The organism is Acinetobacter sp. ANC 4805 (genome assembly GCF_022549495.1).
Taxonomy (GTDB): domain Bacteria; phylum Pseudomonadota; class Gammaproteobacteria; order Pseudomonadales; family Moraxellaceae; genus Acinetobacter.
In genome coordinates, this window is record NZ_JAKZGD010000012.1 from 1 (window position 1) to 20,063 (window position 20,063).

At 37.2% G+C, this 20,063-nt stretch carries 20 protein-coding genes and 2 pseudogenes; 4 read left to right on the top strand and 18 right to left on the bottom strand.

The features are described from left to right. The 12 genes and pseudogenes from MMP60_RS14315 to MMP60_RS14370 form a co-directional block, all read right to left on the bottom strand. Nucleotides 1–440 (bottom strand): annotated as a pseudogene (locus tag MMP60_RS14315) (alkyl hydroperoxide reductase subunit F); the annotation flags it as partial. 126 nt (nucleotides 441–566) lie between these two features. Beyond that, nucleotides 567–1,484, bottom strand: a complete 918-nt coding sequence (locus MMP60_RS14320) for a hypothetical protein (RefSeq protein ID WP_241337025.1) — start codon at nucleotides 1,482–1,484, stop codon at nucleotides 567–569. Between the two features lie 27 nt (nucleotides 1,485–1,511). Next, a complete protein-coding gene (locus MMP60_RS14325) occupies nucleotides 1,512–2,636 on the bottom strand; it encodes a toxic anion resistance protein (RefSeq protein ID WP_241337026.1) in 1,125 nt (374 codons plus the stop codon). A gap of 12 nt (nucleotides 2,637–2,648) precedes the next feature. Continuing rightward, nucleotides 2,649–3,425 (bottom strand): tellurium resistance protein, encoded by a 777-nt coding sequence (locus MMP60_RS14330; RefSeq protein WP_241337027.1) that lies wholly within the window; start codon nucleotides 3,423–3,425, stop codon nucleotides 2,649–2,651. Nucleotides 3,426–3,548: 123 nt separating this feature from the next. Further along, nucleotides 3,549–3,965, bottom strand: coding sequence for a PaaI family thioesterase (locus MMP60_RS14335; protein ID WP_241337028.1), 417 nt, complete (start codon nucleotides 3,963–3,965; stop codon nucleotides 3,549–3,551). A gap of 62 nt (nucleotides 3,966–4,027) precedes the next feature. Beyond that, nucleotides 4,028–5,011, bottom strand: a complete 984-nt coding sequence (locus tag MMP60_RS14340) for a fatty acid desaturase family protein (RefSeq protein ID WP_241337029.1) — start codon at nucleotides 5,009–5,011, stop codon at nucleotides 4,028–4,030. Nucleotides 5,012–5,112: 101 nt separating this feature from the next. Next, complete coding sequence (locus MMP60_RS14345) at nucleotides 5,113–5,910, bottom strand: PaaX family transcriptional regulator C-terminal domain-containing protein (protein WP_241337030.1); 798 nt, start codon at nucleotides 5,908–5,910, stop codon at nucleotides 5,113–5,115. A 105-nt stretch (nucleotides 5,911–6,015) separates the two neighbouring features. Then, nucleotides 6,016–6,816, bottom strand: coding sequence for an undecaprenyl-diphosphate phosphatase (locus MMP60_RS14350; protein WP_241337031.1), 801 nt, complete (start codon nucleotides 6,814–6,816; stop codon nucleotides 6,016–6,018). A gap of 131 nt (nucleotides 6,817–6,947) precedes the next feature. After that, the gene (locus MMP60_RS14355; RefSeq protein WP_241337032.1) at nucleotides 6,948–8,837 is read right to left on the bottom strand and encodes a M48 family metalloprotease; all 1,890 of its coding nucleotides are present in this window, start codon (nucleotides 8,835–8,837) and stop codon (nucleotides 6,948–6,950) included. 103 nt (nucleotides 8,838–8,940) lie between these two features. Beyond that, entirely contained in the window at nucleotides 8,941–10,479 is a 1,539-nt protein-coding gene (gene purF / locus MMP60_RS14360) for an amidophosphoribosyltransferase (protein ID WP_241337033.1), read from the bottom strand. 40 nt (nucleotides 10,480–10,519) lie between these two features. Further along, nucleotides 10,520–11,113, bottom strand: a complete 594-nt coding sequence (locus MMP60_RS14365) for a CvpA family protein (RefSeq protein ID WP_241337034.1) — start codon at nucleotides 11,111–11,113, stop codon at nucleotides 10,520–10,522. A 1-nt stretch (nucleotide 11,114) separates the two neighbouring features. Then, nucleotides 11,115–12,122, bottom strand: coding sequence for a quinone-dependent dihydroorotate dehydrogenase (locus tag MMP60_RS14370; protein WP_241337035.1), 1,008 nt, complete (start codon nucleotides 12,120–12,122; stop codon nucleotides 11,115–11,117). 215 nt (nucleotides 12,123–12,337) lie between these two features. Between MMP60_RS14370 and MMP60_RS14375 the strand changes: the two are divergent. The 3 genes and pseudogenes from MMP60_RS14375 to MMP60_RS14385 all read left to right on the top strand — a co-directional run bounded on the left by MMP60_RS14375 (nucleotide 12,338) and on the right by MMP60_RS14385 (nucleotide 15,261). After that, nucleotides 12,338–13,045: pseudogene (locus MMP60_RS14375) on the top strand (hypothetical protein). A gap of 235 nt (nucleotides 13,046–13,280) precedes the next feature. Next, on the top strand, nucleotides 13,281–13,982 hold the full coding sequence (locus tag MMP60_RS14380; protein ID WP_241337036.1) for a response regulator transcription factor: 702 nt from the start codon (nucleotides 13,281–13,283) through the stop codon (nucleotides 13,980–13,982). Nucleotides 13,983–14,007: 25 nt separating this feature from the next. After that, a complete protein-coding gene (locus MMP60_RS14385) occupies nucleotides 14,008–15,261 on the top strand; it encodes an ATP-binding protein (RefSeq protein WP_241337037.1) in 1,254 nt (417 codons plus the stop codon). Between the two features lie 38 nt (nucleotides 15,262–15,299). Here MMP60_RS14385 and gspM read toward each other — a convergent pair whose 3' ends face one another. The 5 genes from gspM to MMP60_RS14410 are packed head-to-tail and all read right to left on the bottom strand — an operon-like array spanning nucleotide 15,300 to nucleotide 19,172. Next, nucleotides 15,300–15,779: a type II secretion system protein GspM gene (gene gspM, locus MMP60_RS14390; RefSeq protein WP_241337038.1), complete on the bottom strand. Its 480-nt coding sequence runs from the start codon at nucleotides 15,777–15,779 to the stop codon at nucleotides 15,300–15,302. Then, nucleotides 15,779–16,918, bottom strand: coding sequence for a type II secretion system protein GspL (gene gspL, locus MMP60_RS14395; protein WP_241337039.1), 1,140 nt, complete (start codon nucleotides 16,916–16,918; stop codon nucleotides 15,779–15,781). The genes gspM and gspL overlap by 1 nt, the downstream gene beginning before the upstream one ends. 38 nt (nucleotides 16,919–16,956) lie before the next feature. Continuing rightward, the gene (locus MMP60_RS14400; protein ID WP_241337040.1) at nucleotides 16,957–17,412 is read right to left on the bottom strand and encodes a phosphoglycerate mutase family protein; all 456 of its coding nucleotides are present in this window, start codon (nucleotides 17,410–17,412) and stop codon (nucleotides 16,957–16,959) included. A 57-nt stretch (nucleotides 17,413–17,469) separates the two neighbouring features. Further along, nucleotides 17,470–18,543, bottom strand: coding sequence for an NAD(P)H-dependent glycerol-3-phosphate dehydrogenase (locus MMP60_RS14405; RefSeq protein ID WP_018678027.1), 1,074 nt, complete (start codon nucleotides 18,541–18,543; stop codon nucleotides 17,470–17,472). Between the two features lie 50 nt (nucleotides 18,544–18,593). Next, nucleotides 18,594–19,172 (bottom strand): nitroreductase, encoded by a 579-nt coding sequence (locus MMP60_RS14410; RefSeq protein ID WP_241337041.1) that lies wholly within the window; start codon nucleotides 19,170–19,172, stop codon nucleotides 18,594–18,596. A gap of 195 nt (nucleotides 19,173–19,367) precedes the next feature. Here MMP60_RS14410 and MMP60_RS14415 point away from each other — a divergent pair, with 195 nt between their 5' ends. After that, nucleotides 19,368–19,754, top strand: coding sequence for a hypothetical protein (locus tag MMP60_RS14415; protein WP_241337042.1), 387 nt, complete (start codon nucleotides 19,368–19,370; stop codon nucleotides 19,752–19,754). 47 nt (nucleotides 19,755–19,801) lie between these two features. Here the strand turns inward: MMP60_RS14415 and MMP60_RS14420 are convergent, their stop codons facing one another. Beyond that, complete coding sequence (locus tag MMP60_RS14420) at nucleotides 19,802–20,044, bottom strand: hypothetical protein (RefSeq protein WP_018678030.1); 243 nt, start codon at nucleotides 20,042–20,044, stop codon at nucleotides 19,802–19,804. Nucleotides 20,045–20,063 lie beyond the last annotated feature (19 nt).

Genomic DNA, 20,063 nt, shown 5'->3' on the forward strand with positions numbered 1-20,063 from the left:
TTTGGATTGTAGATTGCAATCAAGTTCAATGCTTGAACCACATCTGGACAGTTATGGCAGCTCAATGATACAAACACATCAAAGTTTGATTTTAAGTTTAAGCCTTTGATCTGATTTAACACCTCATCAGAGACTTTAGGGGCATAACCTGACACTTGTAATAATGCCAAGATCAAAGAAGTGAACTCATGTCCCATTGGCAAACCAGCAAAGAACACACGCGGTTGTTCGCCTGCTTTAGCCACACCAAAACTTGGACGACGAGTATTTAAACCATCAAAACGTGCCGTGACTTGATCAGAAAGTTCTGCAATCTCAGTTACAAGTTCTTTGATTTTTGCAGCTTTGTCCGAGTCATCTAAAGCAGCGACCAACTCGATTGGACTTTCTAAACGTTCTAAGTCAGCTTTTAATTGCGTTTTAATATTTTGATCTAACATATATTTCTCCAAATACTCAGTAGTCTAATCAGTTAAATTCTTTCAATACGGCTATGCTACGCAAAATTATTAAATAGGTAAAACAGTATGTTTTTATGAAAATAATCGGATAAACCGAACATTAATTTATGAAGCATCCAATTTTTGGATAATTCGAACACGACGATTTTTAAAGCTTTTGGCAAGCACATATAAAACTGTACTTAAAGCAACAGCCACTATCATCAATCCACATAAAATCACCTTCACAATCTGAGAAATACGCTCGGCTTGCTGCGCACGGAGATCTAAAGGTTGTGTAATTGAGGTGATACTTTTACCGTAGAGCTGTTGCTGCATGACCCATAATTGCTCAGGCTTAAAATCATATTGTTTAAATTGAACTGGATTACTTTTTTCTGAGTTAATCAACTGGTTCACATAGATATTCGCAGTGTTACGATCAACTGGCTGATGCAGCAATGCGACTTGTGCCAAGACATAAGCCTTTTCATTTGCTGAAATGTTAGCTTGTTGTAAGTCCTGTGCAATCTGACTTTCAACAATATTATTTTGATAACTCATCCATTGCTGATAAGCCTGCTCTGTTTCATCTTTCCAGTTATATTGCAGGTAACTTAGACCCGACCAAAGCAGAATAAAAGCAATCACCCAAGCCAAGATTCGTTGTGACCATGCCTGAAAACGTTGTTGAAAAAACTTAAACTTTTTCACCCAACCAACCAACACAAAAGCCCCAATCAATGAAACAAAGATTTTTAGAAACAACCAACCAAACCATGACAGTAAATTAAAAAAATAATCGACTGGCTGTTTAAATGGCACCAACTCTTGAACATGATAAGGCAAATCTAATGCCTGAACATGCGTGGAAAGATCAAAGAAACGATAGATAAATTCTTTCTGCCAAACCAAAGATGCAACTGTGACAACAACCAAAGTACAGGTCAAAATAAACCAAATCATGAGGTGCCGCTGACGCTTTTTTAAAACATCCAAACGTTGATCAATAGGTTGTACACTAAAATCGTCTATGGGTGACAATGATCTTTCCTTCAAAAATTAGCAATATCAAGATTTAGGTGGTTGGCTATGCTCAAGCACTAAATGATTCAAATTCTCTTGCAAAGCACGTAAGCGCGTGGTGGCTTCCGCACGTTTTTGCATCCCTTCTTTCTGAATTTGAATCACATCATTTACTGTTTTAATGAGGGTATTTTGCACATGTTCAAGGGTCTCAACATCAATCACAGAACGTTGATTGGCTTTAGCAGTGTCAACCGAATTCTGATGCAACAATTCAGCATTGCGGCGCAATAATTCATTGGTGGTGTCATCAATCGCTTTGGCAAGCTGTACACTATTTTTTTGCTCTTGTAATGAGATTGCCAAACTAATCTGATTCTTCCATGCAGGTAAGGTAATATTTTTAATGGCATAAAATTTATCCACCAACATCAAATTATTGGACTGAATAATCCGAATCATCGGCAAAGTTTGCATAGCAGACTGTTGTAAAACATGTAGATCACTGACTCTCTTTTCAAGATTATTGGCAATATGATTTAAATCATAAATCTGTTGTGTGGTTTGCTGATCTTGCTCTTGAGCCGTTAGTGTTGAAATTTTTTGCTGAATGTCTTGCTGTTTCAATTGTCCCGCAGCGATATAAACACCGAGTTGTTTGTATTCATCTTGCACTGCACCAAACATTTTATCTAATGTCCCCACACGTGCTTTGAGACCTGACTGTGAGCTTTCAATCTCTTTGACCAAGACATCAATTTGTTCTTTGGTGGTATTAAAATGTTGATCGAAACTTTGTTTTGCGCCCTTAAATTTACTCAGTAACCCACCCAAGAAACCTGAGTTTTTGGATTTATTAAGAATACTAGAGGTATTCAATTGCTGAGCAACTTGTACCACTTCATTGAGTTTTTGCCCTGTCACATCCAAATCTTTATTTTGAACAAGATTCAACAATTCATCGGTATAGGTTGAAGTCTTATTGGCAATATTTTTACCGTATTCAGCTACCGCAGTGGTACTTATTTCTGCAAGTTCTTGATGTGCGTCCATGACTTCAGCAAAGTCTTGAGGCTGCAAACCTAATTCTTTTAAATTTAGTTGCTCAAAACGCTGCTCTTGCTTGAGTTCAAGCTCATTTGAGCGCTTGCTAAGTTCCGAATCTGACATCTTCTTTCCCTCTTATTTCTGTAATGATTTTTTCAAATTTTGAATTAATTCTTCTCGGCTTTTATCTAGTTGATCTAGTCTAGCCATCGAGTGCGACTCACGACTTTGTTCTAAATGATATTGCCATGCCGGAATCAATACCTGCTGTGCTTCTTTAAAACGGTCAAGAAGACTAAAAGATAAATTTTGTGATAACTGCATTTGTTTCATCGCAATATCATTACTGGTCTGTAAGGTCTGCAAAGTATTTATTTTTTTCGAAAGGCGTTCTACAAAATGATCAAGTGCTGGTTGCTTACTAAATTGGGGATATTCAGCTAAAAATTCATCAGCTGCCTGAATATAAGCAGCCATTTGCGTTCTTAAACCCAATACTTGCTGTAAGCGTGATTGTGACTTCTGAATTTCGATTTGCAATCTTTGGCTTAAATGATTTGCTTCACTGATTAAATGGTCTAAATCTTTGACATATTTAATTTGTCCCGCATCGTATTCAACATCAATACCTAACCATTTCTGCAAAGCATTAAAACGGCGACCGCCTAGGTACTTTTTTGAAGCAGATAATTGCTGAATAATCTGAGTAATCACATCACTTAGTTGCTGATTCAGCTTTGGATCAACACCCTTTAGCAAAACACACTGTGCTTGTACTAAATGATCAGCATAGCTATTCAAACGATGTGTATCGTTGAGCAAAGGCAGTAAATCATTACGTTTAATCGCTAAAATATGTTCTTGATTTGACTCAATTTGCGATAAAGGTGTTAAGTCTGGCGGTAGTGTCATATCAATCGAAAATAGTAAGAACAAATAAATTTGAACAGATTTAGTTTTAGCATGTTCTTACTCTTTCGCATACTTAAATGTTGTTATGATTTTTAAGTGTTTTTCTCAATAAATTTTCAAAACTTATCCCTTTTGTGGTAATGCATAAGTCCCAATCACATGTGCTACAGGCTCATCATCATCAAGCGAGTACAACCACACCTCGCCTGTCACCAATGTTTTACCGACTTTAATTAACTTACACACTGCTTTAATATCTTGATTTCCATTTGGCTTACGGAAAAAGTTAATCGTCATATTGGTGGTCACAGCCATGGCAATTAAGCCTAGATGTCCCATAATCGCAACATAAAGCGCAAAATCGGCAACGAGCATTAAAGTTGGACCTGATACCGTTTGCCCTGGGCGTAAATCATTCTGATCAATTTTATAAAGCAACTGTGCCCCTTTCGGACTTATTTCTTCAATACTCGTTTTTTCAAGTGCTTGTGGAAATTCTTGAGCTAAAAATTCAATGATTTCATGCTTACTTAGTGCCATATCCATTCCTCATTTATTACGCTATATTTTTTAGATTGAGAGTAGAATCTCTAAATAGGACTTCAATCAGCTTGATCTGAAAGTTCATTCAAAACTTGCCAATACGTTGGTGGCTCAGGCACATGCCCACGCTCAAGCAACATTTGATGCATTTTAGGCAATTTAAAATATGGAACTGTTGCCATCAAATGATGTTCTTTATGGTAATTGACATGGATAGGCGCAACTAAAGCACGGGCAAGATAACCAGCCTTTGTGGTACGTGTATTGGTTAAAGCACTATGACTAGTTGGCATACCCGCATGTTCAGCCATAGAACGAATACGTAATAACAATGGAAAAGGCGTTAAATATGCCAATACCCAAAGTGCATACAGTTTAGGATGACCCGCTGCCCACAATACTGAAAATAAAGCAGCATTAGTTGCAATCGCACCACCACTATTTTTTAAGAATGTTTTGGGATAATCTGTCCAATGACGCCCCTCTTGAGAAATCCAACGACGGTCATTTGACACCGTCCATTCCATTTTCTCAACATCCATTAGCACACGTCCAAGTGCAAATTTTAAGCCTGTTACCCCTGAAACATCACGAAAGAATTTACGCATCAACGATTTTTTTGAGGTTGGAAAACCTTCAACAAGCGACAAATCAGGATCATCCACAGTAGAAGTCTTACTATGATGACGTAAGTGATGCGCGCGATATTTTTTTAAATCATTCCAAATCGGGCGGGCGCAGAGCCAATCCGTTGCAATATCATTGAGCCATTTGGTTTTAAATAAACTTTGGTGTGAAGCATCATGCATGATAATAGCCAATGCCAATTGACGACCTGCCAAAATGACTAAAGCCACGATACACAACAATAATTTACCCCAATTCGGTAAATATTCCCAAAAACCTGCAACAGCAGCGAAAGTTCCACCAATCACCGCCCAAGTTGAAAAAACAGCCCAAGTTCCATGTAAATCGGACTTTGCTGTCAACTCAGTGATTTCTTCACGTGTGAATAAATCACTGATTGCTGTGCGTGTATTCATATTCTTACCCATGACTATTTTTATAAAATACATAAATCTAATTTTTATTTTAAATTAAGTAATATTTCTATCAATAGATTAAAAATAGATTTTTGGTAATATTAGGTCAAATTTACGCCATAAAACCTTTGCCATAACTCTAACCCTGTCTGATCCAATTGTTGAACACTCAGAGCAAATTGTTCTCGCAATTGTACATCGACAAAGTCTTCAGGTAACAACGGATCATTCATCAATAAGGAAATCGTTTGACGACCAAGCAATAAAGATTCTTTTGCTGCGTTATCTAAAGTCAATTGTTCAACTGTTTCTAACCATTCTTGAATCATTTGACTATATTTCTTATAGTTTTGGTTTAAAGTTTGAGTTGACCACAACTCAGGAATATTCGCTAAAGTTGTTTCATCAAAATGGCTAATTTGGCAAATTTTAGCACTTTGCTCTAAACCAGAAGCTTGTAATGCTAAAAAGATATCATTAAATGAAATTGCTAAATTGTCAGGACGAATATAAATCCCCTGCTCCAACTCTTTGAAGCCAAAATGTTTTAAGGCTCTTTCTCTGCGGTTTAAAGCTGTACGATCAACCCGCCCTAACTCTCCTGTAAAAACCGCTAAGTATTGCTGTTCCCATTGTTTAGTTTGCTTAATTCCATTTTTACGATTCAACATCACATCAGCCCACTCATGTGATTTAGCCGTGAATTGATACACACCACGTTCTATCGCCTCAATCACACCATCACTAGATAAACGAGTTACAGCGACACGAATACTATTTTCACTAATCTCAAAAAGCTTCGCTGCGATAATAATTTGTTTAATCGAGATCTCTCGACCCTGTAACCCTAAAAGTAAATCAACAATTAAATCTCGGGCATTCATTTTAGCTATTGTCATCTTGCTATCGAACCAATTCTAAAGATCAAAAGGGAAATAAAGGAAAAAGATTTTAACTTAGAATCGCTCCCTTTTAGTAATTTTTCTAAAAGGGAGATTTGATTTTTATAGAAAAATAAATAATAGAATAATACCTAGTACAATCCGATACCAAGCAAATACACGTAAGGTATGACGTTCAACAAATTTGACCAATGCACTGACCACCAATAATGCAGAAATAAAGGCAGCCACAAAACCGACCCCAATATTCAACATATTGTCTTGTGTCAGCACGTCAGCATTTCGAATCAAATCAAAGGTTGCAGCCCCAAACATTGTCGGCATCGCAAGGAAGAAAGAAAATTCTGTCGCTGCTTTACGTGATAAACCTGTAAACATTCCTCCAACAATGGTTGCACCTGATCGTGAAGTTCCAGGAATCATCGCGATACATTGCGCACAGCCAACTAGAAAGGCTTGCTTATACGTAATTTGGGTCGCATCTGTCGTTTTATGCTCAAAATTCTTCGCTTCCACCCAAAAAATCACTAAGCCACCAACAATGAGCGCAATTGCCACCACAAGTGGGCTAAATAATACACTTTTAATAAAGTCGACTGCGAATATCCCAATAATCACAGCTGGGAAAAATGCAATTAAAACACTGAAAGCAAAATGACGGGCTGCTGAATCGCCACTAAAAAAACCTTTAACTAAATCAAAAATCTTTTGGCGATATAACCAATATACAGCCAAAATTGCACCAAGCTGAATGACTACCTCAAACACTCGACCATCATCGGAATGGAAATCAATCATATGACCAAATAAAATCAAATGACCTGTACTTGAAATAGGTAAAAATTCGGTGAGACCCTCAATAAATCCTAAAAATAAAGCCTTAAAAATTTCAATATATTGCATAACTTACTCAAAAACACGTAATACAAGAATAAAATAAAAAGGCAAGCTTACCTTGAAATTAAGCAATTTTATGTGATCGTCACGTAACGTTTTTTACCATTTGCTTGGCAGCAACCCTATAAAATCAATATTTAAATAATCATCAAACTATTTTTCTTTTGCATTTGTTCAACCACTTCACGCGTATCAAAACCTAAACGCCAATATAGCAACTCCAAGACATCCAATTCATCTTGGGTAATAATCCGATCACTCCATAAACATCGTTCTGCAATCGCTAAAATATTTAGACGATCTCGCAATAACAATCCAGAGACATCGTTTAAAATTTCTGCTAAATCAAGTGGTTCATCTGAAATGTCTGCATAGATTCGCATTTCTTCAGGTGCTAAAATTTGTAGTAAAATACGCTCACGAACCTCAAGCTGATTCGGGCTATTGATTTGTTGTACATGCAATAACGCGTCAATCAAATGTACAATTTGCGATTTCACATCTTCAAATGAGGTTGGCAAATGCGCAGGCATAAGATTTAACTCACGCTTTACCCGCTCCAAAAGTAATGCATCGAGTAAGCCAACCTCGCCATCCTCTTGAATAATAGATGCTAACTTAGTCAAAAATTGACGTGCAATACTCGTCGGCATATGCCCAATATTTTTACAAGCATCATGGAAGATTTGCACATGGATTCGACCATCCAAATGCAATAATGAATCAACAATTGCATGGCTGACCGCAGCATCTTGAGGAATAAATTCACGATATTGACGAATCATCAAAATCGCGACCATCACCTCTCTCGAACCTGTTGCTGTTTGCATCGCTCTTTGTATCAATTCTGGGCGTTTTTTATTTTTCCGCATTTCAGAATTTAAAGGTTTAATTGCATCATTTAAGGCAAAACTAATTGGCGATAAGCGTAACAACGGTAAGGGTTGTGGTGAACTCCAAGGTAGGGTCATATCCGTCATTTCCTCTTCCAAAGAGCGAAACAAACTGAATAAAGGTCGGTTACGTAATTTTCTCAGGTTCTCTAATTGCAAATCTTGTAATAAGGTTGGATTCAGCTCATAGATCCTGTCTTTAATACTCGGATGAATATTCATCCAGCTTTGTGGGCTGAGTGAATTTGCAAAACACATATGTGAAATTGATTCTGAATAAGCACTATGAATTTGTGAGCCTGAATGATGTACATAAATACGCAATAAGGTTTGGATATTGGCATTATTGTTCATTAAACGCATAGTTTTTAGATCATTACGAAAGGTTCGACCACTCAAAGTTAAATATTTAATCAACCGTGTAATGAGAATACCTAAGCTACCTGCCAACCAAATAACACCGCCAATCGCAACAAAAATCGTTTCGAATTTGTTTCGATAAGACGTTGCGTAAGGATTATATCCTGCTTGTGCTAACTTACTGCCCCATTGGCTAAAAGTGGTTAAACCACTGTACAAGATTTTTAATTTGGTGTTTTCTACAGCTTCACCAGATAAAATTTGATTAAATTCATAGCTCAATAAACCATAAAGCTCTAATTCATCCAAATTTTGTAAAGCACCCCACGTTAAAATAATGACAATATCTTGAGATTTGAAGCCTGCTGTTAAAGCATTGACCCCCACTTCATCTGGAAGTACATAAACAGCGGGTGTATCTATTTTAAAACTTTGGGCAACCTGCTCTACGACTTTTAATGCAGTACTTTCTTCAGGCGTGCTTTCATCAAAAACGAGACGTCGTGCTTTTAATTGTTTTGCCAGTGAATGACCACCCTCACGCAAAACATACAGCTCAGCACCAACCGACCAAATCATCACAAAGAATAAAAGAAAGATGAAATATGGACTAAGAACATGCCACCAAATGGGTTGAGTATAATCAAAGAAATGAACAACGAGACCCAAAATCAAATTGAGAATAAAAACAGTCGACAACATTGCAAGCAAGCAGAAACTTACCGACCATGCAATATTCTTATTTTCAATTAAATAATGGCTCATTTCTTTCAATGTAAATTTTCCCGATTACATTGTTGATATTAGAGGCTTTGAAGCCTTAAGTATCATAAAATAAAAAAGCGGGAATTTCCCGCTTTTCTACAGATTAAAATGATTACTCTTCTTTAATACCCGTTAAATCAACAGAAGAAGCATCAATGTTTACATCAATATAACCATCTGCTTTCTTTTTTGCTGAGTCATTACGCTTTTGTTCAAGCTTTTTGAGATAGTCACTATCAATCCCACCGGCAACATAGATCCCGTCAAATACAGAACAATCAAATTCTCTTAAATCAGGTACTTTGCTGGTACGCACTGCATTCTTTAGATCTTCCAAATCTTGGAAAACTAAACGATCTGCACCAATAATCTCACGAATTTCTTCAACTGTACGATCTGAAGCAATTAATTCAGATTTTGCTGGCATATCGATACCATACACGTTTGGATATTTCACCATAGGTGCAGCTGAAGCAAAGAACACTTTCTTCGCACCTGAATCACGTGCCATTTGGATAATTTCGTTACACGTTGTGCCACGTACAATTGAATCATCAACCAATAGAACATTTTTGTCTTTAAACTCAAGTTCTACTGGGTTCAATTTTTGACGAACTGATTTTTTACGCTGCTGTTGACCTGGCATAATGAAGGTACGTCCGATATAACGGTTTTTCATAAAACCTTCACGGAATTTTACACCTAAAATATTTGCCAACTCTAATGCAGAAGTACGACTGGTATCTGGAATCGGAATAACGACATCAATATCGTGTTCCTCACCCCATTCTTTTAAAATCTTGTAGGCAAGTTTCTCACCCATTTTTAAACGGGCTTTATAAACTGAAATACCGTCAATCGTTGCATCTGGGCGAGCAAAGTACACATATTCAAAAATACATGGACGATATTCAGGATTTACTGCGCATTGTTTCGTAAATAATTCACCATTAGAGTTAATGAAAACCGCTTCGCCTGGTGCAATATCACGCTCAACTTTAAATCCAAGTGCTGTAATTGCAACAGACTCAGACGCAATAATATATTCGATCCCTTGCTCAGTTTCTCTAGAACCATAAACTAAAGGGCGAATACCGTTTGGATCACGGAAACCAACAAGACCATGACCTGTAATCATGGCAACAACGCCATACGCACCCTTACAACGTTCATGAACACGAGATACAGTGTGAAAAATATCTTCTGGCGTTGGATTCAAAGTACCAATTTTCTGTAATTCATGTGCAAAGACATTAAGTAGAACTTCAGAATCAGAATCCGTATTCATATGACGTAAATCTGTTGTGAACAGGTCATCATGAATTTCTGCAGCATTGGTTAAGTTACCATTATGCGCAAGCGTAATACCGTAGGGAGAGTTCACATAAAAGGGTTGAGCTTCTGCACTACTAGATGAACCAGCTGTTGGGTAACGAACATGCCCAATACCATAGTTACCAAGCAAAGCACGCATGTGACGGGTATGGAATACATCTCGCACCATACCATTATCTTTGCGGAGGAATAAACGTCCTTGATGGCAAGTTACGATCCCTGCTGCATCTTGTCCTCGATGTTGCAACATCGTTAAAGCATCAAATAACATTTGGTTTACTGGCGATTTACCGGCAATCCCAACAACTCCACACATAGCAACCTCGCGACAAGCTAGGAACAGGGTTTAACCCCAATTAATAAAAAGGATTTTTCGTTGAATGATCAGAACGTTGATCTACTGAAGCACGTTCTGACTCATCCATTTCAGTTGAAGGGCGATGTAATAACGCACCTTCAGATGTCATTTGATGTATCGCTTCATTCGCAGCATCTTTGGATAATTCGGTTGCCAAAGGCGCATAAGGCAATAAAACTTGTACAAACTTTGACTGCTTCCAATGTGGTGAACTATTCACCCAAGGACCAACACCCTGCATTGCGATCAAGACAATTAACAAACCTTTTAACGAACCAAATGCACCGCCTGCTAAACGGTTTAATGGGCCCAACCTTAAGCTTTTCAAGAGTCCATTCAGTAAAGCGGTGATAATCCAAGTACAAATCACAATCACTAATACGATAAAAGCAAAAGCTGCAATTTTTTGCACAACGGGGTCTTGGCTCAAACTGCTCATGGCAGGTGCCCATATGACCGCGTATTTTGCCCCGATGACCAATGCGAATATCCACCCGATCAAGTTCGCAAAGGCTTTTATAAATCCTTGACGCAAACCGTTCAGCCCTCCAATGAGCAAGATGATCAGGATGATGATATCAAGCGTGTTCATTTCACACTGTCATCGCATTAACACAATCTTTTATAAGTGTTGGACCTGTATAAATAAGTCCGCTATAGATTTGAACCAAACTTGCACCCGCTTCCTGTTTTACGACTGCTTGATTGCCAGACAAAATGCCACCAACGCCAATTAAAGGAATCTGCCCATCTAAAACATCGGCAAACTGACGTAAACACTCAGTACTTTTTTCAAAAACTGGTGCACCTGATAAACCGCCTGCTTCATTGCCATTCGGTAGGTTTTCAACACCTTCCCGCCCCAGTGTTGTGTTGGTAACAATCAAGCCATCAATCTTAAATTTTAATAATTGTTTGGCAATAAATGTAATATCTTCTGGCGTTAAATCTGGCGCAACTTTAAGAACTAAAGGAACATAATGATTATTTTCTTTAGCAAGTTCTAGTTGACGTTGTTTCAAAGTTTGTAATAACTCTGTAAGTGCATCACCACTTTGTAAACTACGTAAATTTTTGGTATTGGGTGAAGAAATATTAACAGTGATATAAGAAGCGTAGTTATAGACTTTTTCTAAGCAAATCAAATAATCAGAAACAGCATCTTCAACCGCAGTATCTGCATTTTTACCGATATTAATCCCTAGAATACCTTTAAACTGAGCAGCTTTGACATTTTCAATCAGTTGATCAACACCGTCATTGTTAAATCCCATGCGGTTAATAATTGCTTTTGCTTCAGGGATACGAAATAAACGTGGTTGAGGATTACCTGCTTGTGGACGTGGTGTAATGGTACCAATTTCAATAAAGCCAAAACCTAAAGCAGCTAAAGCATCAATATGCGCACCATTTTTATCTAAACCAGCCGCAAGACCAACAGGGTTTGGAAACTCAATCCCCATACAACTTACGGGTTTATGTGCAGTTTTTTGATGCATTAATCCGAATTTATGCGCTGTATCGAGCATAGAAAGTGTGAGTTCATGTGCACGCTCTGGTGCTAAAGTAAACAACAAAGGGCGAGCCAATGAATATAACATACCAATCACAGTCTACTGATTTTTCAAGTAGCCGTATTATAGGCATAGGCTCAACAAAACACCATGCTTGACACAGGCTTATTTTGTAGAGTCTTGGCTTTAGTGCTTCATGATTAAACAATTTTCTGGTTTTATTAGGATTTTTAATCTAAGTGGACTTATCTGTGATTTATCCACATGCATTTTTGATAATACAAAAAAGGAACTAAACTTGGATCAGCTTAGTTCCTTCAATTAAACGCCCCTCGACTTGGGCAACAGTGATAGCCATTGCACCTAAAATTGGCTGTACACCTGAGTCACTTCGAATATGCTATCAAAAGCATTAGATCAACAAAAACCAATGAAATATAGCATCTATTAGCCCAATAAAGTGCTGGAGATTATCGCGTGGAAAGAATAAACGTACAACACATCGCTGTTGTGATCCAAAGCAAGCAGATGATTTGGTTAAACGTAATTTCAACGTCTCCAAACCTTGCGAAGCGATACTGCTCAGAGCTGCTGATTTCACCGATATTCAAACCAATTCAGGCTAGGTTTTACAGTACTTATCATTGATGTCTTTTTACGCGCAATCATAGGATGAAAAATATCGATACGGAGAATAAACATGGTTTTGGGTAGGTTTGAGCAAGCACTCAATGGGCTTGATATACCTAAAGATACAATTCATCACAGTGACAAGAGTGTGGTATTTGTCTATTCGTTATACTGCACGACTCGAAGCAACAAATTTTAAAGCACTCATTGGTATGGCTGGAAAATTTATACAATAATGCTTTGACCGATGTGAACTGGCTACACAAAATCGGGTAGATTGGTTCAATCAAAAAAGTTACATAGCCTGATTGAATATATCTTCATTTCGGTTTCAAGCTATGTATTATGATCAACTTAATTCGTTAGCGCAGATTGCCTAATCTTTAAATCAACAAGCTCCGATAAACTATGTACGATTCATTTTTAACCCCAAGAAACTAAAGATATGACAATCTAGGAAAAATGTTTAGTTAATATTTTTAACATATCTATTTATTATGAATTAAATATCAAACTAAAATAAAAAACCATTTAATCCAATTATCTGACAAAAAAAGTAGAAAATACATAAAGGCTGTTTATAATTGAACATAGCTTCACAACTTGATAATTATTATGATTGAACAAACAATAGAAAAAGAAGCACATTTAGAAACACACATTTCCACATTCGACCTACCAAGACCTGTTTTAATCGTTGAAGATGACCATATTATTCAAAATAGATTAAAAAAATTATTAATAGAGGTTAACTATAAAAATAGTGATTTAATTTCCTCAGATACTTTAGGCAAATCGATTGCAGCAGTAAAATCACAAAATATTGCTTTTGCATTAGTTGATCTCGGCTTACCTGATGGAAATGGCACCAAGCTTATACGAATATTACGCCAAAAAAATCCCAATGTACCAATTTTGGTAATATCTGCTTGGAGTACAAGAGATGCAATATTCAAAGCAATACAAGCAGGTGCAACTGGATATCTGCTTAAAGAACGTGATGATTTTGAAGTATTGATGTCGATCAAACAAATACTAAAAGGAGGTACACCAATAGATCCCTTTCTAGCACAAATTATTTTGGCGAATATGGTAAAAAAGCCACAAAAAATAAAAAACTCTCCTGAAAATTTATCATGTAGAGAATTAGAAATATTAGAGTTTGTTACTCAAGGTCTCAATAATCAGGATATAGCTGATGAGTTAGGGCTATCACGCTATACAATAGAAGCACATTTACGCAATATTTATAGCAAACTAGCCGTTGATAGCCGCTCTAAAGCGATAAAAATTGCATATTCATTCGGTTTATTTTAATAAATTCAGCAAAGAATTCATAAAAATGTCTATTATCCAAAATTTATTTAATCTTTTTATTCCAATATTCATCATTATATTCGGTACTATCTTACTTACAACGGTATTAAGAAGATATCTACCATTATCAATTTTTTGGTTATCCCTTTTCCTCGTGACGTCAGGGGGTACACTCTTAATTTTACATTTAACACCAATCCCCCAAATACCACATTGGATTTTTACTTTCAGCCTGATGTATTTGGCTATATTTTTTTCATTTTCACAATCCATTCTATATAAATTTAACAGCCCTATTTCTTCCAAATTTGGCCTGATTTTGACCAGTATTTTTATACCCACCTTATTTTATTTTTCATATGTAAAGACAAAACTAGAGTTTATATTGGTCGTTTCTTTCTTTTTCTCCACCAGTATTGTCTGCCTGAAGCTCCCAAAAATCTTATCTAAAAATGCGAACAATCTTGTAGACCAGTCAATAAAAATTCTTTTCTTACTCTCAGGTTTAGTGGTTATTTTACCGATCATAGATCAGAATATCACTTTCCAAACAATTCACTCAGACCATGATTGGTTTCAAATACAACTTTGTTTTTTCTTTGTTGTGCTGATTTTTTCAACCTTATTAATTATTAGCAATATAAAAGATATTCTGAATATTCATCAAATTGAATTGGAAAAAATTCGACATCAGGAGCGATTGCAATTTTCTCATGACTTACATGATATTTTAGGCAGCTCCCTCGTCCGCTCTATTGGCGTTATTAGCCAAAGTAAGGAAAATTTTGATAACCAGCATTTCTTATCCATCCTGAAACTTTTGCGAGATGATCTTCGAGAAGTTATTGATAGTGGTTCAAGTATCGCCAGTGAAATTCCCCAAACTCCCATTTTATGGGGAGCACCGATTAGACATAGATTTAGTCAAATTTTCAATGAATTAGGGATTCAATCTGTTTGGGACTTTGCCGAAATCTGGCACGCTCAACCGAGTGCATTGGAATGTTTAACGTTATTAAGAATTACCGAAGAAGCGTTAACCAATGTAATCAAACATAGTTATGCAAAAAAGGTCTTCATTCGTTTATATTTTTCCGATCTCAAACAAATCATTTTAGAAATTGAAGATGATGGTATCGGGTTTAATGTTGAAGAGGTTAATAAAACCAACGTCAATATTGGCTTACGCAGTATGAAAATTCGTCTCGAAAAAATTCATTCTGTTTTAGATGTGCAGTCGAAGCATGGACAAACCATTATTAAAGTGATTCAAAACTAATAATTCCATCATTACGTTCATTCATATACGTGACTTCATCATTGAACGGTTGCGGTTAACTTGATTTGGTTATTGCTTGAGACCATGTCCATTTTTTGGATGCTTAATCCCATCTGCGATAGTTGCATTAAAAAGTTTGCAAGCACAGCATAATTTTGGTGTTCAGCAACAAGTTGTATTTGATCGCCATTTTGCTGTGAAGAAACTGCTAAACCTTGTTGTTGTGCTGTACGTTGAATTTTATCTGCTGCAGATAGTTCAAGATCATTGGCAGGTTTCATCGTTGCAGCATTACTTTGCATCCAAACCGTTAAATCTTTCAATTCATTTAAACGTTTTTGCTGTTGATCTGCCAAGGCATGCATTTTCCATAAGGCAAAGCCAATGATCACAACAACCAAGAAGATCGTCGTAAAAATCACCATTACGCGTTCACGTACAGACAAACCCTGCAAATATTGATTTAGCGCTTCAATTTTCTGATCGAAACTATTTTGTAGACTTGTTAATGCTTTCATTATTTTACTTTTACCACCCCAATCGCACCAACTGAATCCGCTTGGACATTGCCCAATTCAGCTTGGAAACCTTGTTGGTTTAGTTGTTGAGTTAATCCTTGTAAATCATCCGCAGATTTTGCTTTTAAAGACATTGCCAAAGTCGAAGCATCATAATTGACTTGCTGCGCAATAATCTGTTTTTGCATCAAAATCGGCCCAACCCTGCTTAACAGAGAAAGGGCCTGTGTATCACCAAGCTGACTCATGCGTAGTTGGCTTTCAAACTGACTTTTAATATTTTGTTCCGTGACACGACTATTTTCACCAAACCAATATTTATATTGATCCACAGCCTGAACTGCTGTCTGATCTGCAACTTTTTTGAGTTTAGACCAACGTAAGGCATCATAACCTAATTGAACCAAAATCACGGCGAATAAAACCAATGCTGAAGCTTTCCAATAGCCTGACCATTGAACTTCTGCATTCTTTGATTTAGGTAAAACATTAAAAGGATGTTGTTTCGCTTTGAGCAATGGCTGAAATTGGTAACTAAATTCAGTGTATTGATCTTGGCTTGATGCCGCTAGAACACTCGCCAATTCGCTTGAATTGAGATTTGCCAACTTATACTGGGTTTCAGGTGTTTGGAACTCTAGGAACAGACCTAAATCATCGACTGAGTTACCTGACCATTCAGATTCTCTTATCAATAAATGATCATAGAGATTTACAATAACAACCTGATTTTTTTCAGGTGTCGGCAAGATTAATAAATCAGGTAGAAATGCTGCAATTTGGATGGGCAAAAGACTAAGCGCATGCTGCCATGTTTCAATTGTAGATTGAGCAACGCCCATCACATTGAGCTGATCATTTTGAAAATGGTGAACCACTTTCATGTGATCAATCGGCAAAGTGACATATTCTTCTAAGAGATATTTAACCCCTTCTTGCCCCAATTGCTTGTAATGTGCCTTTGTCATAGGCTGTTGTAGCACTTGCGCATTTCGGCTTGGGAAATACACCACAGCTTCTTTCCCATTATGCGCTTGTAAGTCTTGAATCAATTGTTCAAGGCTGTGTGCCTGCAACCAATTTTCCCCAGCCGACCAATACCATGTTCCATTGGTTTCGGGCATCCATATATACAGCATCGGTGTTCAGTACCCTTATCCTATCGCGGATATATAAATTATAATGTTGGTGTAAAACAATTCTTTTGTGTCGATAAGCCATTGGCAATCACAGCTTGATCATAAATACGTACTTCTGCTAATGCAAATGGATTAAAGCGCTCATGAGTCAATTGTTCTGCAATGTGTGCTACAACATTCATATGACATACCACAGCAATAGATTCATAGGGTAGTTTTGATAACCACTCAATTGCATCTTTGGCATCATCATCAGGCTTAATTTTATCGCAAATTAAAACAGGAATACCGTGAAAATGCGCCTTAATATGTACCAAAGTTTCTTGGGCACGTAATAATGGGCTGACAATAAAAATTTCAGGCTGAATGACATCTTTTAAAAAATGCCCTGTTTGCTCTGCTTGCTGATGCCCACGCACTGTTAATGGACGTTGTGTATCATTGCCATTGATTGCTGGAGATGCTTCACCGTGACGAACTAAAGTTAATTGCATAAAATGACCTTATTTTTTATACCTATATCTTAACCATGATTGATGACAGTTTTTTGATTAGACTTCATGGTGCGGTAAAACAAATTCTACATCACTACGATGACCATTTTTCATCAATGATAAAGCAATCGTCATTGGTGGCGCATTTTCAAAAATGACTTCATATAAAGCATTGGTAATTGGCATATACACATCAAGTTCTTGTGCTTTGGCACGCACTTGAACAATGGTATTAATCCCTTCAGCTGTTTGACCTAATTCTTTAGTTGCTTGATCAAGTGTTTTACCTGAACCGAGTGCAAAACCAATTTGATAGTTACGACTTAATGGGCTATTACAGGTTGCAAATAAATCACCTACCCCAGAAAGCCCTAAGAAAGTTAAAGGATTCGCACCCTGCTTTACGGCGAAACGACTCATTTCAGCCAAAGCACGGGTTAAAATCATACTCTTGGTATTTTCACCAATGTTATAAGCTGCCCCCATTCCCATGGCAACCGCATAGATATTTTTTAATGCACCACCAAGTTCCACACCGTGTACATCATCACTACCAAAAACACGGAACAATGCGCTATGTAATGCATGTTGTACCGCGTAGCGAACCAATTCCGATTCACTTGCAATGACTGTTCCTGATGGCATGCCTGCCATAATTTCTTTTGCTAAATTAGGCCCTGATAAAACACCATAAGGGACTTCTGGCAGTTCATCTCGAATAATTTCACTCATAAAACTAAACGTTTTTGCTTCAATGCCTTTGGTCAATGAAACTACCGCTTGAGCCGTAATAAACGGCGCAATTTGTTTTAAAACATCACGAAATGAATGACTAGGAATTGCGACCAAAATAATATCTCGATCACGCACAGCTAACTCTAGGTCAGCAACAGCACGTAAAGCAGGCTCTAATGGATAATCAGGTAAATAACGTTTGTTGATATGAGTTTGGTTAATTTCTTCTGCTACAGCCGCATCACGAATCCAAATCATGGTATCGCAGCCATTACGCACGGCTAAATTCGCCATTGCTGTACCAAAACTACCACCGCCCAATACCGTAATTCTTAATGCTGTTTTTTGATCTACTGCCACAGGCTCAACTAAATCACTAAATTTTAACGCTGTCATTTTTTATCCTGAAACCAATTTCTTTCTTTAATCATTCACAAATAAGATTATTAAATTACTTGCCACACTTTTACAAATTCTTGGGGATCTATTTCTGCACGAGGAGCAATCGCTTTCGCTGCTGTTCCAATATAAATAATACCTGAAATTAAATCTTGCTCTTTTAAGCCCAACTGTTGTTTAAGCCAATTTGATTCTACCACGGCTCCAGAACGCCACATACTTGCAAAACCTTGTGCTTGCAAAGACAATAAAAAGTTCTGAATGGCTGCACCCGTACTTAAAATTTGTTCGAAGTGCGGGACTTTCGGATGATCCTGAATTGTCGTAAGTGCTAAAACCAAGAGTGGTGCGCGAAATGGATGATGTTTGGCTCTTTCTAATTGTGTAGGATCACTTTCACCTAAGTCAGCTAAAGCTTTTGCCAAATGCTCACCAAATGCTGCACGTTGCTCAGGTGTAATGATCACAAATCGAGTGGGTTTTAAACGATGATGATCAGGTGCAGTTAATGCTGCTTGTACCGCTTTTTCGAGTTGTTGTGTATTCGGTGCTGGCTCAATTAATTGCCCAATAGATTGACGTTGATGGATATTTTGATGAATTGTCTCTATATTTGAGTCCGTCATTGACATGAATCTAACTAACACAAGGATTTGTTTAGATTAGCATAATCTAACTGATTTCTACCACGTTTAATCCCTGCTTAATTAGTAATTTGAGAAATTTAACAGAGTCTCACTATAAACTGTACATAAGCTGCAAAGGCTATCAAAAATTATATGTTCAAATAATACAATTAGATCACGACTTGAGAAGAAGCAATGAAAAAAACGTTCATCATGAGTTTATTAGGTGGCTTGGCACTTGGACTTACTGCATGTGCATCAACACCAACCAATACCCTCGCCATTCAAAAAGAAAACAATCAATATGAAGTGACAGGAGTTGGTAAAACCAATCTGATTGCAAAAAACAATGCGATTAGTGCGGCGCAAAAAACCTGCACACGTAATACATCCCCAATTGTTGTTGATGAAAAAACGGCATATCAAGGGGTTTTAAAAGGTGTAGTCGATGAACAAACTGGAAAGTTGGTTGAGGCTGCTGCTGGTGTCATTGGAACAATTAAGGGTAAAAATGCATCTCTACTAGCCAAAGATGATGATTATCAAACAACCTTGACTTTTTATTGTAAAGCCAATTCATAAATACAAAAAAGCCGATATTCAATATCGGCTTTTTTAGTTATTGCAGCTTAGTGAGCTTCGCTCGCAGCTACTTCTGAAGCAGGACTTACCACTTCAGCAGTTTTCGTCTCTTGTAATTCTGGTTTATCAATTGCAGCAATCGCAGCTTGTTGCTCTGGAGTAGTCGGTGCTGATACATCTGAAGCTACTTGTTCTTGCTGTTCAACATTTTTCGCTTCTTCTTTCTTTCCACATGCTGTTAGCATCATCGGAGCAATAATTAAAGCGGCAAGGGTTAATTTCAATTTCATCACGGCTTTCCACAGTTAC

Excerpts from the sequence above, each read along its gene's own strand:
- MMP60_RS14365 (WP_241337034.1), bottom strand. The coding sequence starts at position 11,113 with ATGAACACGCTTGATATCATCATCCTGATCATCTTGCTCATTGGAGGG.
- MMP60_RS14380 (WP_241337036.1), top strand. The coding sequence starts at position 13,281 with ATGATTGAACAAACAATAGAAAAAGAAGCACATTTAGAAACACACATT.
- MMP60_RS14350 (WP_241337031.1), bottom strand. The coding sequence starts at position 6,816 with ATGCAATATATTGAAATTTTTAAGGCTTTATTTTTAGGATTTATTGAG.
- MMP60_RS14335 (WP_241337028.1), bottom strand. The coding sequence starts at position 3,965 with ATGGCACTAAGTAAGCATGAAATCATTGAATTTTTAGCTCAAGAATTT.
- MMP60_RS14405 (WP_018678027.1), bottom strand. The coding sequence starts at position 18,543 with ATGACAGCGTTAAAATTTAGTGATTTAGTTGAGCCTGTGGCAGTAGAT.
- MMP60_RS14400 (WP_241337040.1), bottom strand. The coding sequence starts at position 17,412 with ATGCAATTAACTTTAGTTCGTCACGGTGAAGCATCTCCAGCAATCAAT.
- MMP60_RS14410 (WP_241337041.1), bottom strand. The coding sequence starts at position 19,172 with ATGACGGACTCAAATATAGAGACAATTCATCAAAATATCCATCAACGT.
- purF (WP_241337033.1), bottom strand. The coding sequence starts at position 10,479 with ATGTGTGGAGTTGTTGGGATTGCCGGTAAATCGCCAGTAAACCAAATG.
- gspL (WP_241337039.1), bottom strand. The coding sequence starts at position 16,918 with ATGCTGTATATATGGATGCCCGAAACCAATGGAACATGGTATTGGTCG.
- MMP60_RS14345 (WP_241337030.1), bottom strand. The coding sequence starts at position 5,910 with ATGACAATAGCTAAAATGAATGCCCGAGATTTAATTGTTGATTTACTT.
- MMP60_RS14415 (WP_241337042.1), top strand. The coding sequence starts at position 19,368 with ATGAAAAAAACGTTCATCATGAGTTTATTAGGTGGCTTGGCACTTGGA.
- MMP60_RS14385 (WP_241337037.1), top strand. The coding sequence starts at position 14,008 with ATGTCTATTATCCAAAATTTATTTAATCTTTTTATTCCAATATTCATC.
- MMP60_RS14420 (WP_018678030.1), bottom strand. The coding sequence starts at position 20,044 with ATGAAATTGAAATTAACCCTTGCCGCTTTAATTATTGCTCCGATGATG.
- MMP60_RS14330 (WP_241337027.1), bottom strand. The coding sequence starts at position 3,425 with ATGACACTACCGCCAGACTTAACACCTTTATCGCAAATTGAGTCAAAT.
- MMP60_RS14340 (WP_241337029.1), bottom strand. The coding sequence starts at position 5,011 with ATGAATACACGCACAGCAATCAGTGATTTATTCACACGTGAAGAAATC.
- MMP60_RS14370 (WP_241337035.1), bottom strand. The coding sequence starts at position 12,122 with ATGTTATATTCATTGGCTCGCCCTTTGTTGTTTACTTTAGCACCAGAG.
- gspM (WP_241337038.1), bottom strand. The coding sequence starts at position 15,779 with ATGAAAGCATTAACAAGTCTACAAAATAGTTTCGATCAGAAAATTGAA.
- MMP60_RS14325 (WP_241337026.1), bottom strand. The coding sequence starts at position 2,636 with ATGTCAGATTCGGAACTTAGCAAGCGCTCAAATGAGCTTGAACTCAAG.